Source organism: Pseudomonas sp. GM74, assembly GCF_000282455.1.
Lineage (GTDB): Bacteria > Pseudomonadota > Gammaproteobacteria > Pseudomonadales > Pseudomonadaceae > Aquipseudomonas.
Genome location: NZ_AKJG01000002.1, coordinates 50,764 through 75,350 on the forward strand (window position 1 = coordinate 50,764; position 24,587 = coordinate 75,350).

Consider the following 24,587-nt stretch of genomic DNA (forward strand, 5'->3'; position numbering starts at 1 on the left):
CGTCCTGGTAGAGCAATCATTGGCTTGAACGCTTAGTTCTTAAAGTAATGTTTAAACTTAAATTTAGACTCAAATCGAATATATAAAACCTTCAACCCACCGCCAGAGCCCGCCGTTCAAGGGCTCCGGCGTAGTGGAAATAAACCGATGCCTTGCCCGCATTGAAAGTATTCATCCAAGGCATGGTTTTTCGCCGTCAGAAGTCGTATCGACCGGTCACGCCCAGCGTTCGCGGTGTGCCGAGCAGGCCTTCGTAGCCGCCATTGGCGGCCGTCCACAGCGTCGTGTAATAGGTTTTGTCGAAGGCGTTTTTCAGCCACAACGAAACGTCCCACTGCCCCTGGTTGAAGTCGCCACGAAGGCCGGTGGACAGGTTGACCACCGCATAACTCGGGATCTGCCCGAAGTCGGAATCTTCCACCGTGCCCACCGCTTTGGAGCGGAACGCATAGCTGGCGGTGACGTACTCTTCGAAGCCGTTGCTCAGGCTCCATTTGTATTCGCCGTTGGCGTTGCCGATCCATTTCGAAGCACCCACCACTTGATGGCCGCTGAGGTCGCAGGATGCTGGAGCACCCGGCGCCAGGCTGACTTCCGGCGGGCACGGCGCATCCTTGTAGGAGAGGTAGCTGACGTCGTTGTACGAGCCGTTGATGTTCAGCGTCAGGCCACGTAGCGGGATCAGGGTGCTTTCGAACTCCACGCCGCGGGAGCGCACGGAGCCGGCGTTGGTCAGATATTGCACGCGATTGACGTCGTCGTAGGCGTTGGTCTGGTAGCCGTTGACCTGGGTCCAGAACAGGTTGGCGTTGAGTTGCAGGCGACGGTCCCACAGGGTGCTCTTGAAACCGAGCTCGGCGTTGTTGGCGCGCTCGGTGCCGATCAGCAGCGAATCGGGGCCGGCAACCGGTGCCGTGCCCACCGCCAGATTGACCCCGCCGGATTTTTCGCCATGGGACAAGGTGGCGTAAGTGAGCAGGTCGTCGGTGAGGCGGTAACTGAGGTTCAACAAACCCGAGGGACTGGAGCTGTACTGATTCAAATCGCCGGAGTCGAAGACGCCGGCGCGAGCACGTCGTGCCGCAGCCGCCGCACCGGTGACCGCGGCACCACCGGCCGGTGCATCACGGGTCACCCTGGCGTTTTTCTCTTCATAGGTGCCGCGCAGGCCGGCGGTGAAATCCAGGCGCTCGGTCAGGTGCCAGGTGCCTTGGGCGAACAACGCGTAGCTGTTGGTTTCGATATGACCATTGCCGACACTGTCGACGTTGTTCAATGCGCCGTTGGGCGTGCCGTTCCAGACGTCCGCTTGCGGGCCGTAAAAGGCGAAGGATTTGTTGTCCAGATCGGAGCCGAAGTAATAGGCACCGAGCACGTAATCGAAGAATCCACCGGTAGGCGATGCCAGGCGAAACTCCTGGGAGTACTGCTTATCCTCCACAGAAACGCCGGCATTGAAGAAGGTGGAGACGTTCAGGCCGTCATCATTGCGCGGGGTGAAATTCCACCAGCGATAGGAGCTGATAGAGGTCAGGGTGAAGTCACTCGGCAGCGTCCAGTTGGCCTCGACCGAAGTACCGCCCTGATGCACGGTGACGTGCTGTTCGTTGTTCAGGTTGACCTTGCGGTGCGTGCCGTCGACCAGTGTCGCGCCCGCCGCATTGGCCCGGCGCTGGTAAAGGTTAGTGCCATTGATGGTCGGCCCGGTGTTGAACAATACACGGGTGCCGGCGCTGGAATCTTCTTCGTTATAGTCGCCGATCCAGCGCAGGCTGAATGACTCGTTCGGCTTGAAGAGCAGCTGCCCGCGAAAGCCGTCGCGGGAGCCACCGTTCAAATCGTGGCCGTCGAATTCGTTCTTGATGTCACCGTCGCTGCGGGTGCGGTACGCGGAAAAACGTCCGGCCAGTTCGTCATTCAACGGGCCGGAAATCGTGCCCTTGGTCTGGAAATAACCGTCCTCGCCCACCGAAGATTCGATGCTGCGCTCCGGGGTGAAGGTGGGCGCGCGAGTGCTGATGTTGATCACGCCCGCCGTGGTGTTTTTGCCGAACAAGGTGCCTTGTGGGCCGCGCAGCACTTCGAGCTGCTCGATATCCATCAGGTCGAATACGGCCATGCCGGGGCGGCCAAGGTAAACGTTGTCGAGGTACAGGCCGACACTGCCTTCCAGGCCATCGCTGGCCGGGTTGTTGCCCAGGCCACGGATCGACACACTGGACTGACGCGCATGCATGTAGGCGACGTTGACGCTGGGCACCAGCTGCTGCAGATCCTGGATGCGATAGACCCGCTGGGTTTCCAGGGTCTGGCCGCTGACCACGCTCATCGGCGTCGGTACGTCCTGCGAACTTTCTTCGCGGCGGCGAGTGGTGACCGTCACGGTTTCCAGTTGCGCGCTGTCGGCCGTGGCGGATTTTTTTGAGGCGGTTTCAGGGGTGGCGCTATCGGCCGCATAGCCTTGGGTCCAGCTGGCACTGCCTGCCAGTAGCAGAGCCAGGGGCAGGCGTTTGAGCCGTTGGGGTGAGGAGGTTTGAGCAAAGTGCAACGGACTCATAAGGCGGGGTTCCCGATCAAAAAAAGTTCTTTGTTGCTTGCCAGGCCGCCTTCGCGAGCAAGCCCGCTCCCACAGGGATCGTGGAGACATTGAGATCCCTGTGGGAGCGGGCTTGCCCGCGAAGGCGTCGGCTCAGACGCCGTCGATATCCGGCCCTTTCAACGTCTGGCTGACCTGCCCGTTCACACCCACCGGCACTTCGCCCTTGAGCGTCACCCGCCGCACGATGCGGTCTTGGGTCCCGTAGTCATCCACCGCGTAATGCTGGGTGGAGCGGTTGTCCCAGATCGCCACATCACCGGCCTTCCAGCGCCAGCGCACGATGTTTTCCTGGCGGATCACATGGCTTTGCAGCAAGCCGAACAGGTGCGCCGAATCGGCCTGGGAATAGCCCTTGATGCGTTTGACGAAATGCCCCAGCAACAGGCTCTTCTCGCCGCTGATCGGGTGCACGCGCACCACCGGGTGCTCGGTCTCGTAGACCGTCGAGGTGAAGACCTTGCGATAGCGCTCCAGCTTCTCCGCCGAGACGTCCGGCCGGGTACCGGCGTAGTCGTATTCGTTGCTGTGCACGGCGACCAGTTTGTCGGCCAGCTCACGCAGCTCCGCCGACAACCCGGTGTAGGCGGTGGCGGTGTTGGCCCACAGGGTGTCGCCACCGAAAGCCGGGGCCACCACCGAGCGCAGGATCGAGGCTTTTGGGTAGGCCTCGACGAAGGTCACGTCGGTGTGCCATGAGCTGGCTCGCTGGCCCTCGGCACCGTCCAGTTCCAGCAGAAAACGGGTGCCCTCGCGCACCGGTACTGTGGGGTGCGCCACAGGTTCACCGAGCAGGTGGGCGAACGCCTCCTGGCGCTGATCGTCGAGTTGGGTCTGCTCGCGGAAGAAGATCACTTTGTATTGCAGCAGTGCCTGTTGAATGGCTTCAACAGTGGCGGCATCCAACTCGCCGGAAAGCTCTACGCCACGGATTTCGGCACCGATGCGACCGGCCACCGGATGGATTTCAAGCGCGTGAACAGCGGGTTGTACTGCGAGTGCGGCATTGCTCATGGGTAGACCCTCATCAGACTGCTTGCGGTTGAACCGGCCGCGAAACACTGCTCTATCTATATACTATTTAGATCTAATAGATATCTACATGCTTCGTTGACGGAATAAGAGGTTGCATTTAAAACCTCAGTCAACCCTCGTCGCAAATGCCTTCGAGCTATTTTTAGGATGCCGGAAAAGCATATGGATCTTCGCCAGTTGCGTTACTTCATCGCCCTCGACGAACACCGCAGTTTCGTGCGCGCAGCCGAGGCCATGGGCATTACCCAGCCTGCCTTCAGCCGCAGCATTCAGGGGCTCGAACATGAGTTCGGCTGCGTCCTGGTGGACCGTGGCAACAAGGATTTGCGCCCCACTCCCGAAGGCCTGGTGGTGCTGCAACATGCCCGCAGCCTGGTGCAGGGTGCGGCGTTGCTCAGCTCGGAAGTGACGCAGATGACCAAGCTCGATGCCGGCGAACTGCGCTTCGGTTGCGGCCCGGCGCCGGCGGTGAAACTGGTGCCGGATGCTGTGGCGCAATTCATCAACGCGCACCCGAAAGTGCGCACCTGCTTCGAGGTGGATAATTGGGAAAAACTCAGCCGCGCCCTGAGCCGTGAGGAGATCGAATTCTTCATTGCCGACATCCGTCATTTCGAGTCCGACCCTAACTTCCAGACCCAGGCCCTGACGCCCAAGCGCGGTGTATTTTTCTGCCGCCCCGGGCACCCGCTGTTGGCCAAGGAGAGCCTGTCGACCAACGACATGTTCGATTACCCGCTGGCGACCACTATGATCCCGCCGGGCATTCGCAAACTGCTGGCGAACCTCAGTGGGCGCGTGGATTTTTCACCGACCATCGAAACCGAGCATTTTCCGGCGCTGGTGAAAGTGGTGCTGCAATCGAATGCGATTGGTGTAGGGACTGAAGAAGCGTTTGTCGAAGACATCGCCCAGGGTTCACTGGTGTTGCTGCACTGGCGCAATCTGCCGCAGAACATCGAGAGCATGAATGCACGGTGCGGGATCGTCAGTCGCACCGGGTTCCGCTTGTCGCCGGCGGCGCGGGCGATGATCGAGACACTGGTGGCGGTGGACAGGCAGCAAGTCAGCGTCACGGTTTGATGGCCTCATCGCTGGCAAGCCAGCTCCCACAGGTTTTTCTGGTGTTCACAAGATCTGTGTTCACTGGAGACCCCTGTGGGAGCTGGCTTGCCAGCGAAAGCGCCCTCAAGAACGCAAATGATTCAAAGTTTTGCCGCAGCCAACTCCGGCGCCACCCAATCTGTCACCTTGAACGACTTGCGAATCAGCTTCTGCTGCGAAGCCAGGTCCACCGCATCCTGCAATTTGCCAAGGAACACCGGATCAAGTGTCGACGGGAACACCTCGCTCAGTTTCTGATCCTTCAGATCCTGCGTGAGGATCACCGCCGGATAATTCGCCAGCCCTGACACCAACTGAATGTAGGCGTCCTTGTTGCTGTCCTGGGTCAGCCACGCCACGGCTTGCTGTTGAGCCTTGAGCAGTGTGGCGACTGCCTCGGGGTGCTCGTCGACGAACTTCCCGGTCCCCACCAACACGGCCTGCACACTGCCGGCGCCGCCCAGGTCCTTGGTGGTCAGAGGCAACTCCGCCAGTCCCTTGGCCTGTAATGCGGTAAGCCCGGAACCACCCCACGAGGCATCGATCTGCTTCGCCGCCAGTGCCGCGACCGCCGCGTTGAAGTCGAGGTTGATGACTTTCACGTCTTTCTCGCTCAACCCCTGGCTGGCCAGCGCCGCATCGAAAGACAGCTGGCTGGCGGTGCCACGGAAGATCGCCACGCGTTTGCCCTTGAGGTCCTGCAGGGTCTTGATCCCCGAACCCGGCACCACGCCCAGGTAATGCTTCACCCCGCGCGCCGAGGCGCTGAGCAGTCGCGTATCCAGACCATTGGACTTGCCGATGATGGCCGCCAGATCGCCGAGGTAGGCCAGGTCCACCTGACCGTTGGCGAACGCCTCGTTGATCACCGGGCCTGCGCCCTTGAAGAAGCTCCACTGAATCTTGATGCCTTGATCGGCGAAAGCCTTTTCGAAGATCTGTTGATCGCGCAGTACGTCCACGACACCGCCACCACTGTGCTGGGTACCGGCACTCAGATCCGGCACCGCGATGCGGATTTCCTTGAGCTCACCGGCGTTGGCCGTGAAGGCCAGCAGGCCCGCCAGGGCCGGTGCGGCGAACAGACTGATGACACGTTTGAAGGGAAGGTTCATGGGTGCGGCTCCTTGGGGCAACGGGCGTTGATGAGCCGAAAGTAGGCCGAAGAGAAACCAACACTTAAATACTATAAATTCACATTTTTATAGCATTTTGATCTATATCAGCCCCTACGGGCCTTCCGATCGCGTATGCAAAAACAGCATCAAAAATATTCTTCAAAGGCATTGGATGTGCGCGCGCTCCCAAGCCTTAAATGGCATTGCTTATCCCTAAATAGAATTAATTTTTATTTTTATAGATCAATTTTGTATACACATTAAACCCTGTGGGAGCGAGCTTGCTCGCGATAGCGGTGTGTCATTCAGCACATAAGTCGCCTGACACACCCTCATCGCGAGCAAGCTCGCTCCCACAAAAAGCAGGCTTGCATTGCAACCCGACAACGGAGGTCACCCATGGCCCGTGTTTCCCTTCTCAGCCTGCCACTGCCCGCCCCATCGCTTGAACACAAGCGAACATGGCCAAGCCTGGGCCAACGCTTGTTGCCGTGGTTGTTGCCCACTGCCCTTTTCGTACTCTGGTGGCTCGCCAGCCGCAACCACTGGATGAGCGAACAGATTCTGCCGGCGCCGAGCCTGGTCTGGAACAGCACTGTCGAATTGTCCCAAGGCGAGTTGTGGAGCCATTTGTGGATCAGCCTGCAACGCTTGTTCTGGGGCTTGCTGGCCGGGGTCAGCGCTGGTGCTGTTTTAGGTGCGGCACTGGGTTTCAGTCGTCGACTGGAGCGTCTGGTATTTCCAACCTTCGCCGGCTTGGCCCAAGTCCCGACCCTGGCCTGGATTCCATTGTTCATGGTGTTTTTCGGCATTGGCGAAATGCTGAAACTGGTGGTGCTGATCAAGGCCATCGTGGTGCCGGTAACCCTGCATACGCTGGTCGGTGTGCGCGATGCTCAACCAAAGCTGCGCGAGGCCGCCGCCGTGTTGCGCCTGCCCAGGCACCTGTTGATCCGGCGCCTGGTGCTGCCGGCAGCGCTGCCGGCATTCATGGCCGGTGTGCGCCTCGCGCTGGCCGCCGGCTGGACTTCACTGCTCGCTGTCGAACTGCTCGCCTCCAGTGAAGGCATCGGATACCTGATGGTCTGGGCGCGGCAGTTGTTCATGCTCGACATCGTGTTCGTGTGCATCGTGGTGATCGGCCTGATCGGCGTGGCGATGGATCGCGGCATCGACCTGCTGGACAGGAAACTGGTGTACTGGCCGCACCCGGCCACCGCCGAAATCCGTCGCGGGCCGCGTTATCAAGGCTGGCAGCGATTGCAACCGTGGCTGCTGCCGCTGGCGCTCCTGGCGTTGTGGCAACTGACCTCGGATCAGCAGTGGATTGACGCGAACATTCTGGTCAGCCCGCTGGCCGTCTTGCAGACCACAAAAAACGGTTTGCTCGACGGCACACTGCTTGGCGGCATGGCCCTGAGCCTGGGCCGAACCCTTGGCGGATTGCTGCTCGGTGGTGGGCTCGGGTTTGCCTTGGGGCTGCTGCTGGGGTTGTCGCGCACCAGTGAACGCCTGCTCGGCCCAACCCTCGCCGCCATCCGCCAGATCGCCATTTTCGCCTGGGTGCCGCTGCTCACCGCGTGGTTCGGTCTGGGGGAATTGGCCAAGTGGGTGTTCGTTGCCCTCGCCGCCTTTTTCCCGCTGTTCATCGCCACCCAACGCAGCGTCGCCCACCTGTCGCCGCAACTGAACGAGGCCGCGCAGGTGTTGCGCCTGAATCTGCGCCAGCGCCTCGGTCGGCTGGTACTACCTGGCGCGGCGCCGGGGATTTTTGCAGGGCTTCGGCTGAGCCTGATCTACGCCTGGCTCGGCACCATCGGCGCCGAATATTTCATGCCGTCCAACGGCGGCATCGGCAGCCAGATGATCGGCGCCCAGCAACTGCTGCGCATGGACCTGATCATGGCCGGCATGCTGCTGGTGGGCCTGACCGGTGCCCTGCTCAACCTCATTGGCCAACGCCTGGAAATCCGCGCCACTCGCTGGAGACACGCATGAACGCACCGATTGTCAGCTTCAATCACGTGGGCAAAACCTTCGACGTCGACGGCTTCACACTTGAGGCCATTCGCGAGTTCAACCTGGACATCGCCGAGGGTGAGTTCGTCGCCATCGTCGGCTCCAGCGGTTGCGGCAAATCCACCTTGCTGCGGCTGCTGGTGGGCCTCGATACGCAGTTTCGCGGGCAGATCAGCGTGGACGGAAAAGCCGTCACCGGCATCGGCGGCGAGCGCGGCATCGTCTTTCAGGAACACCGCTTGTTCCCGTGGCTGAGCGTGGCCGACAACATCGGCCTGGGACTGGTCAACGAACCACTCAGCGTTGCGCAAAAGCACAAGCGCATCCATGACTTCATCGAATTGGTGGGCCTGGGCGACTTCGCTCGCGCCTATCCACACCAGCTCTCTGGTGGCATGGCGCAGCGCGTGGCCATCGCTCGTGGCCTGGTGGCCAGCCCGCGGATTCTGCTGCTGGACGAGCCCTTCGGCGCCCTCGATGCGCTGACCCGCCAGCAGATGCAGGACGAACTGTTGGCGATCCGCTCCCGGGCAAAAATCACCACCGTGCTGGTCACCCACGATGTCGAGGAAGCGATCTTCCTCGCCGACCGCGTGGTAGTGATGGAGCCGCGTCCTGGGCGAATCAAGCAAGTGGTCGAGATTGCCCTGCCCCATCCGCGCCAGCGCAGCAGTTTCGACTTCCACCAATTGCGCGAAGAACTGCTTCACGAACTCACCAGCGACGATCACTACCAGCCCCCCGTGCCGGTGCAGGTCCGCGATCTGCCGCTGTCCTTCATTGCCTACTGAAAAAGGAAATGCTTGATGCCGCAACGTCCCAACTTTCTAGTGATCCTGGCCGATGACCTGGGCTTTTCCGACCTCGGCGCCTTCGGTGGCGAAATCAACACGCCGAACCTCGATACATTGGCCAACAATGGCCTGCGCCTGACCGATTTTCACACCGCACCGACCTGCTCGCCGACCCGTTCGATGCTGCTCACCGGCACTGATCACCACATCGCCGGCATCGGCACCATGGCCGAAGCATTGACCCCGGACCTGATCGGTAAACCGGGTTACGAAGGGCACCTGAACGACCGCGTGGTCGCCCTGCCCGAGTTGCTGCGCGAGGCTGGTTACCAGACCTTGATGAGCGGCAAATGGCACCTGGGCCTGACCGCAGAACTGGCGCCCCACGCCCGGGGTTTCGAGCGTTCGTTTTCGCTGCTGCCCGGCGCGGCCAACCATTACGGCTTCGAGCCGACCTACGATGAAACGACGCCACGGCTGCTGAAATCCACCCCGGCGCTGTACATCGAAGACGACCAATTCATCGATGAACTGCCCAAGGATTTCTATTCCTCCGATGCCTTTGGCGACAAGCTGCTGCAATACCTCAAGGAGCGCGACCAGACCCGGCCGTTCTTCGCCTACCTGCCGTTTTCCGCGCCACACTGGCCGTTGCAGGCACCGGCCGAGGTGGTGGAAAAATACCGCGGGCGCTATGACGCAGGCCCTGAAGTACTGCGACTTGAGCGTCTGGAAAAACTCAAGAAACTGGGGCTGATCGAGGCCGATGTCGAGCCGCATCCGTTGATCCGGTTGACTGCACAATGGGATGCCCTGAGCGACGAGCAACGACAGATCTCCGCGCGGGCCATGGAGGTTTATGCCGCGATGGTCGAGCGCATGGACTGGAACATCGGGCGGGTCGTCGATTACTTGCGCCAGCAAGGGCAACTGGACAACACCTTCATCCTGTTCATGTCCGATAACGGTGCCGAAGGGGCGTTGCTGGAGGCCTTTCCGAAATTCGGCCCGCAGTTGCTGACCTATCTCAACCAGCATTACGACAACAGCCTGGACAACATCGGCCGCGCCAACTCCTACGTCTGGTACGGGCCGAACTGGGCGCAAGTGGCGACCGCGCCGTCGCGGCTGTTCAAGGCCTTCACCACCGAAGGCGGGATCCGCGTTCCGGCGCTGGTGCACTACCCGCAGCTGCCGCTCAAGGGCCAGATCAGCCACGGTTTCGGCACGGTGATGGACATCACGCCGACCATTCTGGATCTCGCCGGCGTGCGCCACCCGGGCAAGCAATGGCACGGCAAGCCCGTGGCGCAAGTTCGAGGGAAGTCGTGGCTTGGGTTCCTGTCGGGCGAGACGGCACACGTGCATGACGAACACACCGTGACCGGGTGGGAATTGTTCGGTCGGCGGGCGATTCGACAGGGGCAATGGAAGGCGGTGTACATCCCGGGGCCGGTGGGGCCGGCGACCTGGCAGCTGTATGACCTGGGCAATGATCCGGGGGAGATTCATGACCTGGCGTCGAGCCAACCACACAAGCTCGGTGCCTTGATCGAGCATTGGCAGCGGTATGTGGATGAGACTGGGGTGATATTGAGTGAGTCGCCGTTTCAGCCGGATTGATGCTGTCTGAACCGGCCCCTTCGCGGGCAAGCCCGCTCCCACAGGTTTCTGCGGTGAATGCAAAATTTGCTTTCAGCACAAATCATTGTGGGAGCGGGCTTGCCCGCGAAGAGGCCCTTTCAAACGACCACTAGACTTGAGCCGTACGCACCTTTTCCACAGCCACTTCTTCCCTGCGCTCAAACCGGTTGGCCCGCGCAAACGTACCGAAATCATTGAACCGCACACCCATCTCGCGCATCACCTTGTGCCCCACCGGCACGGTCAACTGGCGGATGTAGAAGGGTTCCTTCACCACAAAGTGATGGATCCCGTGGCTGCTGCCGAAGTTGAAGCAGAACGCCTGCAGCGGCCACAACCACCAGGCATTCAGTACCTGGCACTGCTGCATCACGTTGCCCGGCTCCACATCACCGTAGTAATGCATGTTCGAGCTGACGAAGTGCAGGCAGAAGGTGCGCAACACGTTCGGGCCGATGATTACGACTGCCGCGATGTCGATCACCTGCATCACCGACAACGTGGTCGCCGACCACTCGATCGGTGCGCCCATCAGATACGCAACGCCGTTCGCCCCGTGAAAACCGAGAAACACGTACCAGGCGCCCCAATGCATCAGTGCCAGCGGTGCGTAGACCTTCAACGTGCGCTGGACGATGCTGATCTTTTGCGCCCAGGTCTTGGCCCGCAGCATGCGGATGAACGACGACATCATGTTGTCGCCAATCATCAAGAATCGCGCGATACCCCATGGTTCGCCGTTGGTAATGGCGCGTTCTTCCATATCGGTTTCAGAGCCCGACACCTTATGGTGATTGAGGTGCAGATGGCGGCGAATCCAGGGATTGATGGTGCTCGGCCGCGCCAGCCACACCAACCCCATCATCAGGTTGTGCGGCACCTTCTGCTTGCGAAAGTACATGCTGTGGATCAGGTCGTGTTCCAGCTCATGGGTCAACGAGGCAAAAAATGCGTTGAGCAACAGGCACGCCCACCAGGCCATGTGCCCGGTCATATAGAGCGCCGCAGAACCGACCATACCGGCGATGGCGAAGGTCAGAATGCCCGCGCCGAGGGCGTCCTGATGCTTGAGAATCGGGTATTGCTCGCGCAACTCGACGCCTCTGGCCAGCACCACTTCGCGGATATGGGCCGATCGTTGAGCTGCATTCAGTCGCTGGGGGCTTGCAGAAGTACGGTCCATGCTTCCATCCTCTGGTTATTGATGGTTGCATCCTGCCTTGCGATCCTTCGCAACGCGGTAGCCGAGAACGCCAACCTGTTGACCGGAAGCGCCAATCAGCATGACTGAACCGACCTCCCTCGCCAGCTGGACCCGCGCCCTGCGCAAGCAACTCGATGCTCTGGGCATCGACAGCACCGCCCTGTGCCAGCAAGCGGGGCTCGACCCGCAACTGATGGACGACCCGAACGCGCGCTACCCGCTGTCGGGCACCACGCACCTGTGGAATCTGGCAGTCCAGGTCAGCGGCGACCCGGCGATCGGATTGCGGGTTTCGCGTTTCGTCAGCCCGACCACTTTCCATGCGCTGGGTTATGCGCTGGTGGCCAGCGGCAGCCTGCGGGAAGTGTTCGAGCGCATCGTGCGCTATCACCAGGTGGTAAGCGATGCCCTGGAGCTGGAGCTGACCCGCGCCGAGGATCGCTACCGCTTCAGTCTTAAAATCCCTTCCGGCAACCCGGCCCCGGCCTTCGAAGCCATCGATGCGTTCATGGCGATCTACGTGCGCACCTGCCGCAATCGCCTGGGCCGCGACTACGCGCCGCTGGCGACCTACCTGCGCCGCCCGGAACCGGCAGACGCGCATCAATGGCATAAAGTCTTTCGCTCGCCCTTGCACTTCGGCGCCGATGAGGATCGGCTTGAATTCGCCCTCATTGACTTCGACAGCCACCTGGACGACGCCAACCCGGAACTGGCCGAACACAATGAAACCGTACTCAAGCGAACCCTGGCGCAACTCAAGCCAATGACGTGGGAGCGCAAAGTCCGCGACGCGATTGAAGAACAACTGCCCGAAGGCGAACCCAGCGCCGAACACATCGCCAAGGCCCTGCACCTGAGCCTGCGCAGCCTGCAACGGCACCTGGCCGACGAAGGCTGCCGGTTCGACACGCTGCTCAACGAAAGCCGCGAAAATCTCGCCCTGCTGCACCTGCGCGACCCGCAAGTGTCATTGAGCGAGATCAGTTATCTGCTCGGGTTTGCCGACACCAGCAGCTTCAGCCGCGCCTTCAAGCGCTGGACGGGGATGACGCCTGGGCAGTTTCGGGATGGGTTGCGCTGATCTAGCCTGAAAATGGGTTGCCTGGGCTGGCCTCTTCGCGGGCAAGCCCGCTCCCACAGTTTTTTCGGTGACCACAAATCTCTGATTCACCCAGATCCCCTGTGGGAGCGAGCTTGCTCGCGAAAGCGGACTGTCAGTCGACATACCTGGAGACTGACACACTGACATCGCGAGCAAGCTCGCTCCCACAAGGGATATGCGTCGAGTTTCAGATTGTGGCCAGCTCCCGCAACCGGGCAGCATCGATAATTTCAATTTCGCCGTAACTCAGCCCGATGACTCCCTGCCCCTGCAACTCCTTGAGGATCTGGTTGGTGGTCTGGCGCGACAGCGACAACATGGCGGCAAGCTGCTCCTGGGGCAGTTGCAGGACGCGGCGCGGTGGTGTGGTCTCGCCATAGCCTTCGGCGATCATCAACAAGCGGTGCGCCAACCGTGCCGGGGCCGGCAACAGGCTCAGTTGTTCGAGGTTGATGAAGGTCATGCGCAATTTCTGGCTCATCAGCAAGGCCAGTTGCCGCCAGTGCTGCGGATGCTCATCGAGCAGCGCCAGCAAGGTATTCTGGGGAATGTGCAGCAGCGTGCACTGGCCCACGCCGTAGGCATCGTGGGTGCGTGGCTGGCCATCGAACAGGCAGATTTCGCCGAACCAGTGCGGCGGCTCCACCAGGCTCAGCAATGCTTCCTTGCCCTGCTCGCTGACGGCACCGACGCGCACCGCGCCTTCAAGCACCGCGTACAGGCCACAGGGCGGATCGCCACGCTTGAACAGCCGCTGGCCCGGCGACAGGCGCCGCAGCCTGGCCGCCGACAGCAGGCTATCCTGTAGGGAAACAGGCAAATGGCTGAACCACTGACCGCTCATCAGGCGTGGACGCCAGACCTGCATATCCATGAAAACTCCTAGAGATTGTCGCCTGGCTGACAGAGCGGGAAGTGGCCCCGGGGCATGATCAATCACCCCACAGGAGAACAACAATGAAAAGCCTCGTCGACCACCTCAGTCAATACGCCGCCTACCACCGTGACCCGCGCAACATCGCCTCGCACTTTATCGGCATTCCGTTGATCGTGGTGGCCGTCGCGGTGTTGCTGTCGCGGCCGGAATGGTCGCTGGTCGGCGTGTGGCTGTCACCGGCAGTGCTCGTCTCGCTGGCATCGGCGTGGTTTTACCTGCGCCTGGAGTTGCGCCTGGGCATGTTGATGACCGTGTTGCTCGGGCTGTCGGTGTGGGCAGGTCATGCGCTGGCGCAGCAAAGCACGCTGGTCTGGCTGGGCAGCGGCGTGGCGATGTTCGTGATCGGCTGGGCGATCCAGTTTGTCGGCCATCACTACGAAGGGCGCAAACCGGCATTTGTCGATGACGTGACCGGCTTGATTGTCGGGCCGCTGTTTGTGGTGGCTGAATTGGCGTTCATGCTGGGGATGCGGCGTGAGCTCAAAGAGCAGATCGAGGCGCGGGCAGGGGGTGTGCGGATCAATCCGAAGCGTGCGGCTGTCTAGATCGCATTCGCGGGCAAGCCCGCTCCCACACTGATTTGCGTCATTCACAAATCCAATGTGGGAGCGGGCTTGCTCCGGGCGGCGATCCGACGAAGCTTTTGATTTTAAATATTCGCGACCTTCTGCCAGACCTTCGGCTTGAAGAACAACGTCTCGCCTTTTGCCAAACCAACCAGGCTGTCGTGATCCTTGACCACTTCGGCCTCGATCAGATCGCTCTGCCCTTCGACCTTCAACGTCACCCGCGTCGTCGCGCCCAGCGGACGAATATCGCGCACCTCCGCTGCGTGGTGATCTTCCAGTTCATGGCGCGACAGCGACACCTCGTGCGGGCGGAACAGCACGTGCCTGTCTTCGCCCAGGTGCAGACGGTTCGAATCACCGAGGAAGTGATAGACGAAATCGCTGGCCGGGTTTTCGTAGACGTCGCCCGGTGAGCCGATCTGCTCGATCACACCCTTGTTCATCACCACGATGCGGTCGGCCACTTCCATGGCTTCTTCCTGATCGTGGGTCACGAACACCGAGGTCAGGTTGATGTCTTCGTGCAGACGCGCCAGCCAGCGGCGCAGCTCTTTGCGGACCTTGGCGTCGAGGGCGCCGAAAGGCTCGTCGAGCAGCAGCACTTTCGGCTCCACCGCCAGTGCCCGGGCCAGGGCAATGCGCTGGCGCTGACCGCCGGAGAGTTGTTCCGGGTAGCGATCCGACAACCAGTCCAGTTGCACCATGTTCAGCAGTTCGTGGACCTTGGTTGCGATCTGGCTTTCGTTCGGGCGCTGGTTTTTCGGCTTCATGCGCAGGCCGAACGCGACGTTGTCGAACACCGTCATGTGGCGGAACAAGGCGTAGTGCTGGAACACGAAACCGACGTTGCGATCTCGCACGTCGTGGCCGGAAACGTCTTCACCGTGGAACACGATATTGCCCTGGTCTGGAGTTTCCAGGCCGGCGATGATCCGCAGCAGCGTGGTCTTGCCGCAGCCCGACGGACCGAGCAACGCGACGAGTTCGCCGCTCTGGATGTCCAGGCTGATGTTGTCCAGCGCCTTGAAGGCATGGAAGTTCTTGCTGACGTTACGCACTTCGATCGACATGAATTATTCCTCCGCGGCGCTGGCGCGCAGGCGGTTAATACGGTTTTCGCTCCACTGCTTGAGCAGCAGGATGAAGAGCGCCAGGATCAGCAACAGGCTCGCCACGGCGAACGCGGCCACGTGGTTGTATTCGTTGTAGAGGATCTCGACATGCAACGGCAGGGTGTTGGTCACCCCGCGAATGTGCCCGGACACCACCGACACCGCACCGAACTCCCCCATGGCCCGCGCGGTACACAGCACCACGCCGTAGATCAGGCCCCATTTGATGTTGGGCACGGTGACGTGCCAGAACATCTGCCAGCCGTTGGCCCCGAGCAGGCGCGCGGCTTCCTCTTCCTGAGTGCCTTGTTCCTGCATCAGCGGGATCAGTTCACGGGCCACGAACGGCACGGTGACGAAAATCGTCGCCAGCACGATGCCCGGCAGGGCGAAGACGATCTGGATGTCGTGATCCTGCAGCCATGGGCCGAACAGGCCCTGGGCGCCGAACATCAGCACGTAGACCAGACCGGCGATCACCGGCGATACCGAGAACGGCAGGTCGATCAGTGTCACCAGCATGCTCTTGCCGCGAAACGAGTACTTGCTCACGCACCAGGCGGCGCTGACACCGAACACCAGATTCAGCGGCACTGAAATAAGTACGGCGATGACCGTGAGTTTCAGTGCCGACAGCGCGTCCGCCTCAAAGATCGCGGTGAAAAACGCCCCGAGGCCGAGCTTCAGGCCCTGGGACACCACGATGAACAGCGGCAGCAACAGGAACAGCGCAAAAATCAGCCAGCCAAGGCCGATCAGGATTCGCCGCGAAGTCGCACTGCCACGGCGGGCAGCGTTCGAGGAAGCGGCAGCAATAGACGATTGAGACATGGGTGCGCCTCCTTATGGGGTTTCGATGCGCCGCTGCAACAAGTTGATCAGCAGCAACAGGACAAAGGAAACCACCAGCATCAGTACACCAATGGAGGTAGCGCCGGTGTAATCGTATTGGTCGAGCTTGACCATGATCAGCAGCGGCAGGATCTCGGTTTTCATCGGCATGTTACCGGCAATGAAAATCACCGAACCGTACTCGCCGACCCCGCGGGCAAAGGCCAACGCGAACCCGGTCAGCCATGCAGGCAAGAGTGCCGGCAGCAGGATATGGCGGAAAACCTGCAACGGTTTTGCACCCAGGCACGCTGCCGCTTCTTCCACTTCGCGGGGAATATCCGCCAATACTGGCTGTACGGTACGTACTACGAATGGAAGTGTCACAAAAGTGAGGGCAAGGGTGATGCCCAGAGGGGTGTAGGCGATCTTGAAACCCAGATCCGCCGCAAATTGACCCACCAGGCCGGTAGGTGTGTACAACGCCGTGAGCGCAATACCAGCCACCGCCGTGGGCAATGCGAACGGCAAGTCGATCATTGCATCGATCACTTTTCGTCCAGGGAAGGTATAGCGCACTAATACCCAGGCCAGCAGCGTGCCGATAATGCCGTTGATGATCGCGGCACACAGGGCTGTGCCGAAGCTGAGCTTCAACGCAGCCAGCACCCGTGGCGCCGAGATGATTGCCCAGAACTGATCCCAGGTGAGTTGAGCGGCATGCACAAACATCGCCGCCAGTGGTATGAGCACAATCAGGCTGAGGTACACCAAGGTGTAGCCCAGCGTCAGCCCGAAGCCGGGTATGACGGGGGAGATACGACGCGACATAAAAGTCCTTGGTTAAAAAGCGATCAACTAAACCCATCCTTGTGGGAGCGGGCTTGCTCGCGAAGAGGGAGCATCAGTCAACAATGATGTCGTCTGATACACCGCCTTCGCGAGCAAGCCCGCCCCCACATGTTATGCAGCTTAAGCCAGGTTATTGCGCCTGGTAGATCTGGTCGAACACGCCCCCGTCGTTAAAGAATTTCGGCTGTGCGGTTTTCCACCCGCCGAAGTCCTTGTCGATGCTCACCAGTTCCAGTTTCGGGAACTGCTGGGCGTACTTGGCGGCCACGTCCTTGTCACGTGGACGATAGAAGTTCTTCGCCGCGATTTCCTGGCCGGCCGGGCTGTACAGGTGCTTGAGGTAGGCTTCGGCGATCTGCTCGTTGCCCTTTTTCTCGGCGTTCTTGTCGACCACCGCCACCGGCGGCTCGGCGAGAATCGACAGCGAAGGCACGACGATGTCGAACTTGTCGGCGCCGCCCTCTTCTTTCAGGGCCAGGAAGGCTTCGTTTTCCCAGGCCAGCAATACGTCGCCCTGACCGTTGTTGACGAAAGTAATGGTCGAGCCGCGGGCGCCGGTGTCCAGCACTGGCACGTGCTTGAACAGGGTTTGTACGTATTCCTTGGCCTTGGCTTCGTCGCCGCCACTGGCTTTCAGGCCATAGGCCCACGCCGCGAGGAAGTTCCAGCGCGCACCGCCAGAGGTTTTCGGGTTCGGCGTGATCACCGAGACGTCATTCTTGACCAGGTCGCCCCAGTCCTTGATGCCTTTAGGGTTGCCCTTGCGCACCAGGAACACGATGGTCGAGGTGTAAGGGGTGCTGGCGTCCGGCAGGCGTTTTTGCCAGTCAGCCGGCAGGGATTTGCCGAGCTTGGCGATTTCGTCGATATCACCGGCCAGGGCCAGGGTCACGACGTCGGCACGCAGGCCATCGATCACCGCCCGCCCCTGCTTGCCCGAGCCGCCGTGGGATTGCTGGACCTTCACGGTGTCGCCCGCGTGTTCTTTCTGCCAGAACTTGATGAATTCGGCGTTGTAGTCCTGGTACAGCTCACGGGTCGGGTCATACGACACGTTGAGCAGCTCGTAGTCCTTGGCAACGGCGGAACCGGCAAAAAGGGCGCTGGCCAGGGCGGCCAAAGCGAAATGACGAATCGACAACATGGTGAAAGCTCCTGGAATTCTTGGTTTGTTGGCTTTTTCTTATGGGATATCGCGTTGCCTGATTCACCTCAGCCCGGCTTGTTGCCCGGCTGCTGCAAACGGAATTTTTCTTTGCGCTCGATCTGCACCACCTGGGCGTTGTGCACGGTGATTTCCACGGCACCAAAGCGCAGATCGCGCAGGGCACTCTGGATTTCACGCAAGATGGTGGCTTCGTCTTGACCGTCGACGCTACGCAGGGATGCGCTCATATTGCTGCTCCTTCAACTGAGAGGTTGCCTCGCAGTGTCGGCACTGCTTGCGGCTTGAGAGCAATAGTAGAGAGGCACAGATATTCTTAAAAAGACTATTTAAGAATGTTTATATAACCATAAGACATTAATTGAATGGACAAGGGCTTGAGATGATTCGCCCACTTCCAGGCACAACAAAAACCCTGTGGGAGCGAGCTTGCTCGCGATGAGGGAGTGTCAGTCGCCAGAAATGTCGGCTGATATTCCGCTATCGCGAGCAAGCTCGCTCCCACAGGGTTTGGGCATCAACTGAACTGGGCACCTATCCGATCACCGGCGTACATGTCCAATCCAGCCGCACCGCCGGCACCGGTCGCCCAAACCAGTAGCCCTGCCCCAGATCGCAACCGTGTTCAAGAAGGAAAGCAGCCTGCTCGACCTGCTCGATCCCCTCGGCATGCACCTGCATGCCCATGCTTTGAGCCAGGGCGATGATCACCCGCGAAATCGCCGCATCATCCTCATCCCACGGCAATCCGGCGACGAAGCCCTGGTCGATTTTCAGTTTTTGCACCGGCAGGCGCTTGAGCCGCAACAGCGATGAGTAACCCGTGCCGAAGTCATCGATGGCCAGGCGCACACCCAACTCGCGCAGGCGATGCATCTGCTCCAGCGCGACCTCCGGATCGTCCATCACCGCGCTTTCGGTCACTTCCAGCTCCAGACAGGCCGGCTCCAGCCCGGTTTCGCGCAGTACCTGCGCTACCTGCTGATACAACTCACGACGGGCGAACAGTCGCGAAGAAACATTGACCGCGACGAACGACAGCACCACCCCGTCCTGCTGCCACTGGCACATCTGGCGACATGCCTGCGCCATGACCCAGGCATCGATTTCAGCAATCAGGCCGGTTCGTTCGGCGACCGGAATGAATTCCGCAGGCGACACCAATCCCCGTTGCGGATGCTGCCAACGCACCAACGCCTCGACGCCAATCAGGCGACAGGTCTTGAGATCGTGAACCGGCTGGTAATGGATCCGCAGCTCCTGCTGGTCCAGGGCGCGGCGCAATTCGAAGGCGATCTCCACCCGTTGCTGGGCGTGGGCCGTCAGCTCTTCGGTGTACAGGGCATAATCATTGCGCCCCGTGCTCTTGGCCTTGAACAGCGCAGAGTCGGCATTGCGCAGCAGTTGCTCGACGCTCAAGGCATCGCTGGGGAACAGGCTGATGCCGATGCTGGTGTTGATGGACATCTGGTGTCCATCAATAAGGAACGGCTCTTTAAGGCCATCGATGATCCGCTGGGCCAACGCAGCGGCCTGAACCAGTTGCGGACAGCTTTCGGCGAGTACGGCGAATTCATCTCCGCCCAGCCTGGCCAGGGTGATGCCCGGGCCGAACATGGCACCCAGGCGCTCGGCCACAGCCTTGAGCAACTGGTCGCCAATGGTATGCCCGAGGCTGTCGTTGATCATCTTGAAGTGATCGAGATCGATCATCAGCAGCGCGCAGCCACGCTTGTGGACCTGTGCAGAGGCCAGGGCCTGTTCGGCGCGGTCGGTGAACAACAGGCGGTTCGGCAGGTCGGTCAGCGGATCGTGGTGCGCCAGGTGCATCAGCTCGTGTTCGGAGTTCTTGATTGCACTGATGTCGGAAAACACCGCCACATATTGGCTCGGCCGGCCGTAGTCGTCATGAATCAGGCGGATCGTCTGCCATTGCGGGTAAATCTCGCCGCTTTTGCGCCGGTTCCAGATTTCCCCACTCCACTCCCCGACACTGGCGAGCGCGGCAAACATCACCTGATAGAACTCAGGGGAATGTCGCCCGGACTTGAACAGATTGGGCCGCTGCCCCAGCACGTCCTCATACCCGTAACCGGTGATTTCCATGAACGCCCGGTTCACATGGACGATCACGCCTTCCCGATTGGTGACCAGCACGCCTTCGCGGGTGCAGTCGAACACGGCTGCCGCCTGGCGCAAGCGCATGCGGTCGGCATCGCGCTCACGCAGCTTGGCGCCGATACCCAGACACCGCAGTAACCGCGCCCGGGCAATGAAGATCAACCCGGCGCTGAACAGCACCCAGACATAACCGTTGATCAGTTGCCATCGCAGTCGCTCGGCGGAGCTATCGAAGAAACTGTTTAATAAATAGCCACTGATCTGCAGCCAAACCACAGAAAGCAACAGATAGAGCAGCGCTGCGCGCAAGGCATCGCGATAGGTGGCAGACATCCGGCAATCCATGTCCCTACAAAAAGGTTGGAATTATAGTTTAAAGACACATCCAGCCACTCTTATCTGAAAGGGCGACTGGTTTTCTGTGTGGGCTTAGTGATAATGCAACGGCTGTTTTTTCTTTATCGAGGGCCCTACAGCCTATGTGGTACGAAGGTTTTCTTGGCTTGTCGCCCTGGTCGCTGGTAGCAGTCACCCTGCTGATGACCCACGTCACGATCATCGCCGTCACGGTCTATCTGCATCGTTACTCGGCCCATCGCTCCCTGGAGCTCAATGGGGGCCTTAAACATTTCTTCCGTTTCTGGCTGTGGCTGACCACGGCGCAGAACACCCGCGAGTGGACCGCCATCCACCGCAAGCATCACGCCAAATGCGAAACCGTCGATGATCCGCACAGCCCGGTCATCAAGGGTTTGTCCACGGTGCTGCGCAAAGGCGCCGAGCTGTACCGCGCCGAAGCGGAAAACCCCGAGACGCTGCGCATCTATGGCAAGAACTGCCCCGAAGACTGGATCGAGCGCAATCTCTACAGCCGCTTCCCGCTGCTGGGCATTGCGATCATGGGTGTTATCGACCTGCTGCTGTTCGGCACCATCGGCATCACCATCTGGGCCATCCAGATGATGTGGATCCCGGTGTGGGCCGCCGGCGTGGTCAATGGCCTGGGCCATGCCGTCGGCTATCGCAATTTCGAATGCCGCGACGCCGCGACCAACCTGGTGCCTTGGGGCATCCTGATTGGCGGTGAAGAACTGCATAACAACCATCACACCTACCCTAACTCGGCAAAACTGTCGGTGAAGAAGTGGGAATTCGACCTGGGCTGGGCTTGGATTCAAGTCTTCAGCTTCCTGCGCCTGGCCAAGGTCCAGCGGGTTGCGCCGATTGCCCATCGCGTCGAAGGCAAGGGCAACCTGGACATGGACACCGCCATGGCGATCCTCAACAACCGCTTCCAGATCATGGCCCAGTACCGCAAACTCGTGATCGGCCCGCTGGTCAAGCAAGAGCTGGAAAAGGTCGATCACTCGGTACGTCACCAGTTCCACCGGGCCAAACGCCTGCTTTCGCGGGAGACCAGCCTGCTGGATGACAAACACCATGTACGCATCCAGAACATGCTCGAGCACAGTCAGGCGCTGAAGGTAATTTACGAGAAACGCCTGGCCCTGCAGCAGATCTGGGTCAAGACCAGCTCAAATGGTCACGACATGCTGGCAGCCATCAAGGACTGGGTACACGAAGCCGAAGCCAGCGGGATTCAATCCCTGCGCGAATTCGCCGATCAGTTGAAAACCTACTCCCTGCGCCCTGCCGCCGTCTGAAAAACCTGTGGGAGCGGGCTTGCTCGCGAAGGGGTCGAGTCAGTCGACATAAAAGGTGACTGACACACCCCCTTCGCGAGCAAGTCGGATCGCCGCACCGCCGCTCCCACATTGGTTTGTGGCCTGGCCGAAAAATCGCGTCATCAATACCGCCCGGCGGGAGCAAGCGCCCTCGCCACAAAAGGCGGGAACTTCATCTAAAAAGCCCTATCTCAAAGACACTTCGCCATCCCCGGCGGGCTTGGTGTTGGCCGCATGCCCTTTGAGATTTGTGTCGATGGCCCAGAAAAACCTGCAAGACTCATCTCCGTCACATAGGCCCGAGGCCGCGCAGACCCTGATTGCGCTGATTCACGCCCAATGCGAAGTCGCACGCCTGAGCGAACGCGAACAGCTGCTCAATACCTTGCTGATGAGCGTCAACGCGGTGCTATGGGCATTCGATTGGGAAACCCGCCGGGTGCTTTACGTCAGCCCCGCCTACGAACGGATCTTTGGCCGTTCGGTCGAACGGCTGCTGGCCGACTGCAACCAATGGCGCGGCAGCATTTACCCTGAAGACCTGGACTACGCCGAACGCAGCCTGGCCGAAGTGCTGGACAAGGGCGCCGTCGAAGACCGCGAGTATCGAATCATTGCCGCCGACGGGCAGGTGCGCTGGCTCAGCGACAAATGCTACGTCAACCGCCAGGCCGAACCGGGGCAACCGGTGATCATCGTCGGTATCGCCGAAGACATCACCGACAAGAAGCGGATGGAAAGTGAACTGCACCGCCTGGCCACCACCGACGCCCTGACCCAGAGCAGCAACCGCCGGCATTTCTTCGAATGCGCCCACCGCGAGTTCACACGCGCCCGGCAAAAGGGCGAACCGCTGTCGTTTCTGATGCTGGACATCGATGACTTCAAAATCATCAACGACACCTACGGTCACCAGAAAGGCGACAACGTGTTGCAACGTATCGCCGATAGCGGCCGCGCAGCGTTGCGCCGTGGCGACCTGTTCGGGCGCATTGGCGGTGAGGAATTCGCAGCGGTGTTTCCCGGGTGCACGCCGAAGATGGCCCTGCAAGTGGCTGAGCGCTTGCAACAGCAGATTCAGCGATTGCGTTTCACCCATGAAGGCCAGACGTTCGGCATCACCGTCAGCCAGGGCCTGACCAGCCTGACCGCCGCGGACGGAAACGTGGAAAACCTGTTTTCCCGCGCGGATGCCGCGATGTACCAGGCCAAGCGCGAGGGCAAGAACCGGATTGTTACTGCCTGACCGGCCTTGCACTCAAACCTGTGGGAGCGGGCTTGCCCGCGATAGCGGACTATCAGGTTACAACGATGTTGGATGTGATGGCCCCATCGCGGGCAAGCCCGCTCCCACAGGGGTAAGTGGCGAGCTTACTTCTTGCGCAAGCGCATCAATTCAGGCAAGCCGATCTTGAGCAACCGCGCCGTCCGGCTCTTCGCCAGCTCTTCGATGCCCTCATGCTCGGTCAGGCGCGCCATCTGCGCCGCCATGTTCATTACCAGCGCTTCGCGGGAGTAAACCCCGCCACCGAGCTGGTAGGCCGCCGCAATCAACTCCCGCAACTCCAGCGGTAGACGCCAGCGCGTGCGCAGGGCTGAACCATAGGCCGCGCCAAATTCAACCAGCGCTTCGCCCACTTCCTCCTGCTCGTCCAGTTCGCCACCAGCCTGTTGCCATTCCTGCAAACAGCGCAGCAACGCCAGATCGCCGAGACGATGCAACATGCCGGCGCAATAGCAGCGCTCCTGATCCAGATCGAGCAGGCGCGCCAGGGTTCGCGCGTATTCGGCGGTGTGCAGCGACAGATCCCAGTAACGCTCGGCATAGTCGGCCAATTGCGGATCGCTGAGCCGGGCACTGCGCTTGAGCGCCAGGCCGAGAATCAGGTTCATGCTTTGCCCCGTGCCCAGCCGATGCAGCGCCTGGGACAGGGTTTGCACACCGGCGCCGTGGTGCTGGGCCGCGCTGTTGGCAGCGGCGATCAGTACGGCCGTGACCTGCGGATCGGTGCGGATTTCGTCTTCCAGCACCGTCAGGTCGAGGCCATTGGGATTGAGGCTGCGCTTGACCGCCACTTGCACGTCGGTCATCAGCGGCGCGCCGTCGGCCAATTCCCGTCGACGCTCCAGAAACACCGACAACGTCATGCCCGGTGCCAGCGCCGGCACCTCGCACGAGACTTCTTCGCCAGCGTTCAGCAGCAGCCCCTGCAACCGCTGAGTCAGGCTTTCCATATTCAGGGGTTTGGTCAGGTACGCAGCCGGCACCAACGGCAAGGCCTCGCGCACACTGGCACTGTCGTTGCGACTGCTCATCAGAATGAAGGGCAGCGGCGGATTGCGTTTGCGCTGACGGACATTGCGCAGGACATTCAGGCCATCGACGCCCGGCAACTCCCAGTCGGCGATCACCAGGTCATAGGGGTTGGCAGCCAATAACTCCAGCGCTTGCTGACCATCGGCACACAAATCCAGCCGCGCATCGCAGCGTACGTTCAACAACACTTCCTTGAGCAAATCCCGGGACCAGGGGTCGGCCTCGGCAATCAGGACTCTTGGAACGGCGGGTAAAATGACAGTTGTCATACAGCTCTCCCTGGCAATGCAGGAACCTTAGCCAATGCTGGCCATTCGATACAGCGCTAATGCGCGGGATGTGTTTCCAGTGGCATGAAAAAACCCGCCGAAGCGGGTTT

20 protein-coding genes are annotated in these 24,587 nt (G+C 60.5%); 8 read left to right on the plus strand and 12 right to left on the minus strand.

Annotation, left to right across the window (positions count from 1 at the left end; genetic code table 11):
* Positions 1 to 196 precede the first annotated feature (196 nt).
* On the minus strand, positions 197 to 2,557 hold the full coding sequence (locus PMI34_RS26700) for a TonB-dependent receptor (protein ID WP_008045417.1): 2,361 nt from the start codon (positions 2,555 to 2,557) through the stop codon (positions 197 to 199).
* Positions 2,558 to 2,689: 132 nt separating this feature from the next.
* On the minus strand, positions 2,690 to 3,610 hold the full coding sequence (locus PMI34_RS26695) for a TauD/TfdA dioxygenase family protein (RefSeq protein ID WP_008045419.1): 921 nt from the start codon (positions 3,608 to 3,610) through the stop codon (positions 2,690 to 2,692).
* Between the two features lie 183 nt (positions 3,611 to 3,793).
* On the opposite strand from PMI34_RS26695, the gene PMI34_RS26690 reads away from it, so the two are divergent.
* Entirely contained in the window at positions 3,794 to 4,714 is a 921-nt protein-coding gene (locus tag PMI34_RS26690) for a LysR family transcriptional regulator (RefSeq protein WP_008045421.1), read from the plus strand.
* Positions 4,715 to 4,836: 122 nt separating this feature from the next.
* Here the strand turns inward: PMI34_RS26690 and PMI34_RS26685 are convergent, their stop codons facing one another.
* Positions 4,837 to 5,850: an ABC transporter substrate-binding protein gene (locus PMI34_RS26685; protein ID WP_008045424.1), complete on the minus strand. Its 1,014-nt coding sequence runs from the start codon at positions 5,848 to 5,850 to the stop codon at positions 4,837 to 4,839.
* Positions 5,851 to 6,252: 402 nt separating this feature from the next.
* Between PMI34_RS26685 and PMI34_RS26680 the strand changes: the two genes are divergently transcribed.
* The 3 genes from PMI34_RS26680 to PMI34_RS26670 are packed head-to-tail and all read left to right on the plus strand — an operon-like array spanning position 6,253 to position 10,289.
* Positions 6,253 to 7,851 carry an ABC transporter permease gene (locus tag PMI34_RS26680; protein ID WP_008045425.1) on the plus strand — a complete coding sequence of 533 codons (1,599 nt, stop codon included), beginning with the start codon at positions 6,253 to 6,255 and terminating at the stop codon, positions 7,849 to 7,851.
* A complete protein-coding gene (locus PMI34_RS26675; RefSeq protein WP_008045427.1) occupies positions 7,848 to 8,663 on the plus strand; it encodes an ABC transporter ATP-binding protein in 816 nt (271 codons plus the stop codon). Before PMI34_RS26680 ends, PMI34_RS26675 begins: the two co-directional genes overlap by 4 nt.
* A gap of 15 nt (positions 8,664 to 8,678) precedes the next feature.
* A complete protein-coding gene (locus PMI34_RS26670; RefSeq protein ID WP_008045429.1) occupies positions 8,679 to 10,289 on the plus strand; it encodes an arylsulfatase in 1,611 nt (536 codons plus the stop codon).
* Positions 10,290 to 10,419: 130 nt separating this feature from the next.
* Here the strand turns inward: PMI34_RS26670 and PMI34_RS26665 are convergent, their stop codons facing one another.
* Entirely contained in the window at positions 10,420 to 11,493 is a 1,074-nt protein-coding gene (locus PMI34_RS26665) for a fatty acid desaturase (protein ID WP_008045431.1), read from the minus strand.
* Positions 11,494 to 11,593: 100 nt separating this feature from the next.
* Here PMI34_RS26665 and PMI34_RS26660 point away from each other — a divergent pair, with 100 nt between their 5' ends.
* Positions 11,594 to 12,598: an AraC family transcriptional regulator gene (locus PMI34_RS26660; protein WP_008045432.1), complete on the plus strand. Its 1,005-nt coding sequence runs from the start codon at positions 11,594 to 11,596 to the stop codon at positions 12,596 to 12,598.
* A gap of 208 nt (positions 12,599 to 12,806) precedes the next feature.
* On the opposite strand, the gene PMI34_RS26655 is transcribed toward PMI34_RS26660, so the two are convergent.
* The gene (locus PMI34_RS26655) at positions 12,807 to 13,493 is read right to left on the minus strand and encodes a Crp/Fnr family transcriptional regulator (protein ID WP_008045434.1); all 687 of its coding nucleotides are present in this window, start codon (positions 13,491 to 13,493) and stop codon (positions 12,807 to 12,809) included.
* Between the two features lie 83 nt (positions 13,494 to 13,576).
* On the opposite strand from PMI34_RS26655, the gene PMI34_RS26650 reads away from it, so the two are divergent.
* Positions 13,577 to 14,101, plus strand: coding sequence for an Mpo1 family 2-hydroxy fatty acid dioxygenase (locus tag PMI34_RS26650; RefSeq protein WP_008045436.1), 525 nt, complete (start codon positions 13,577 to 13,579; stop codon positions 14,099 to 14,101).
* A gap of 104 nt (positions 14,102 to 14,205) precedes the next feature.
* On the opposite strand, the gene PMI34_RS26645 is transcribed toward PMI34_RS26650, so the two are convergent.
* The 6 genes from PMI34_RS26645 to dibA all read right to left on the minus strand — a co-directional run bounded on the left by PMI34_RS26645 (position 14,206) and on the right by dibA (position 20,539).
* Positions 14,206 to 15,195, minus strand: a complete 990-nt coding sequence (locus tag PMI34_RS26645; protein WP_008045437.1) for a sulfate/molybdate ABC transporter ATP-binding protein — start codon at positions 15,193 to 15,195, stop codon at positions 14,206 to 14,208.
* Between the two features lie 3 nt (positions 15,196 to 15,198).
* Entirely contained in the window at positions 15,199 to 16,068 is an 870-nt protein-coding gene (cysW, locus tag PMI34_RS26640) for a sulfate ABC transporter permease subunit CysW (protein ID WP_008045439.1), read from the minus strand.
* A gap of 12 nt (positions 16,069 to 16,080) precedes the next feature.
* Entirely contained in the window at positions 16,081 to 16,899 is an 819-nt protein-coding gene (gene cysT / locus PMI34_RS26635) for a sulfate ABC transporter permease subunit CysT (RefSeq protein WP_007972956.1), read from the minus strand.
* A 151-nt stretch (positions 16,900 to 17,050) separates the two neighbouring features.
* Positions 17,051 to 18,061 (minus strand): sulfate ABC transporter substrate-binding protein, encoded by a 1,011-nt coding sequence (locus tag PMI34_RS26630; protein ID WP_177318790.1) that lies wholly within the window; start codon positions 18,059 to 18,061, stop codon positions 17,051 to 17,053.
* 71 nt (positions 18,062 to 18,132) lie between these two features.
* Positions 18,133 to 18,315, minus strand: a complete 183-nt coding sequence (gene oscA, locus PMI34_RS26625) for a sulfur starvation response protein OscA (RefSeq protein ID WP_007975618.1) — start codon at positions 18,313 to 18,315, stop codon at positions 18,133 to 18,135.
* A gap of 304 nt (positions 18,316 to 18,619) precedes the next feature.
* Positions 18,620 to 20,539: a phosphodiesterase DibA gene (gene dibA / locus PMI34_RS26620; RefSeq protein ID WP_008045444.1), complete on the minus strand. Its 1,920-nt coding sequence runs from the start codon at positions 20,537 to 20,539 to the stop codon at positions 18,620 to 18,622.
* A 146-nt stretch (positions 20,540 to 20,685) separates the two neighbouring features.
* Here dibA and desA point away from each other — a divergent pair, with 146 nt between their 5' ends.
* Together desA and PMI34_RS26610 are read left to right on the plus strand one after the other, a co-directional pair.
* Positions 20,686 to 21,870: a delta-9 fatty acid desaturase DesA gene (desA, locus tag PMI34_RS26615; RefSeq protein WP_008045448.1), complete on the plus strand. Its 1,185-nt coding sequence runs from the start codon at positions 20,686 to 20,688 to the stop codon at positions 21,868 to 21,870.
* Positions 21,871 to 22,147: 277 nt separating this feature from the next.
* Positions 22,148 to 23,137, plus strand: a complete 990-nt coding sequence (locus PMI34_RS26610) for a GGDEF domain-containing protein (protein WP_008045449.1) — start codon at positions 22,148 to 22,150, stop codon at positions 23,135 to 23,137.
* A 125-nt stretch (positions 23,138 to 23,262) separates the two neighbouring features.
* Here the strand turns inward: PMI34_RS26610 and PMI34_RS26605 are convergent, their stop codons facing one another.
* Positions 23,263 to 24,477, minus strand: coding sequence for a response regulator (locus PMI34_RS26605; protein ID WP_008045451.1), 1,215 nt, complete (start codon positions 24,475 to 24,477; stop codon positions 23,263 to 23,265).
* Between the last annotated feature and the right edge of the window lie 110 nt (positions 24,478 to 24,587).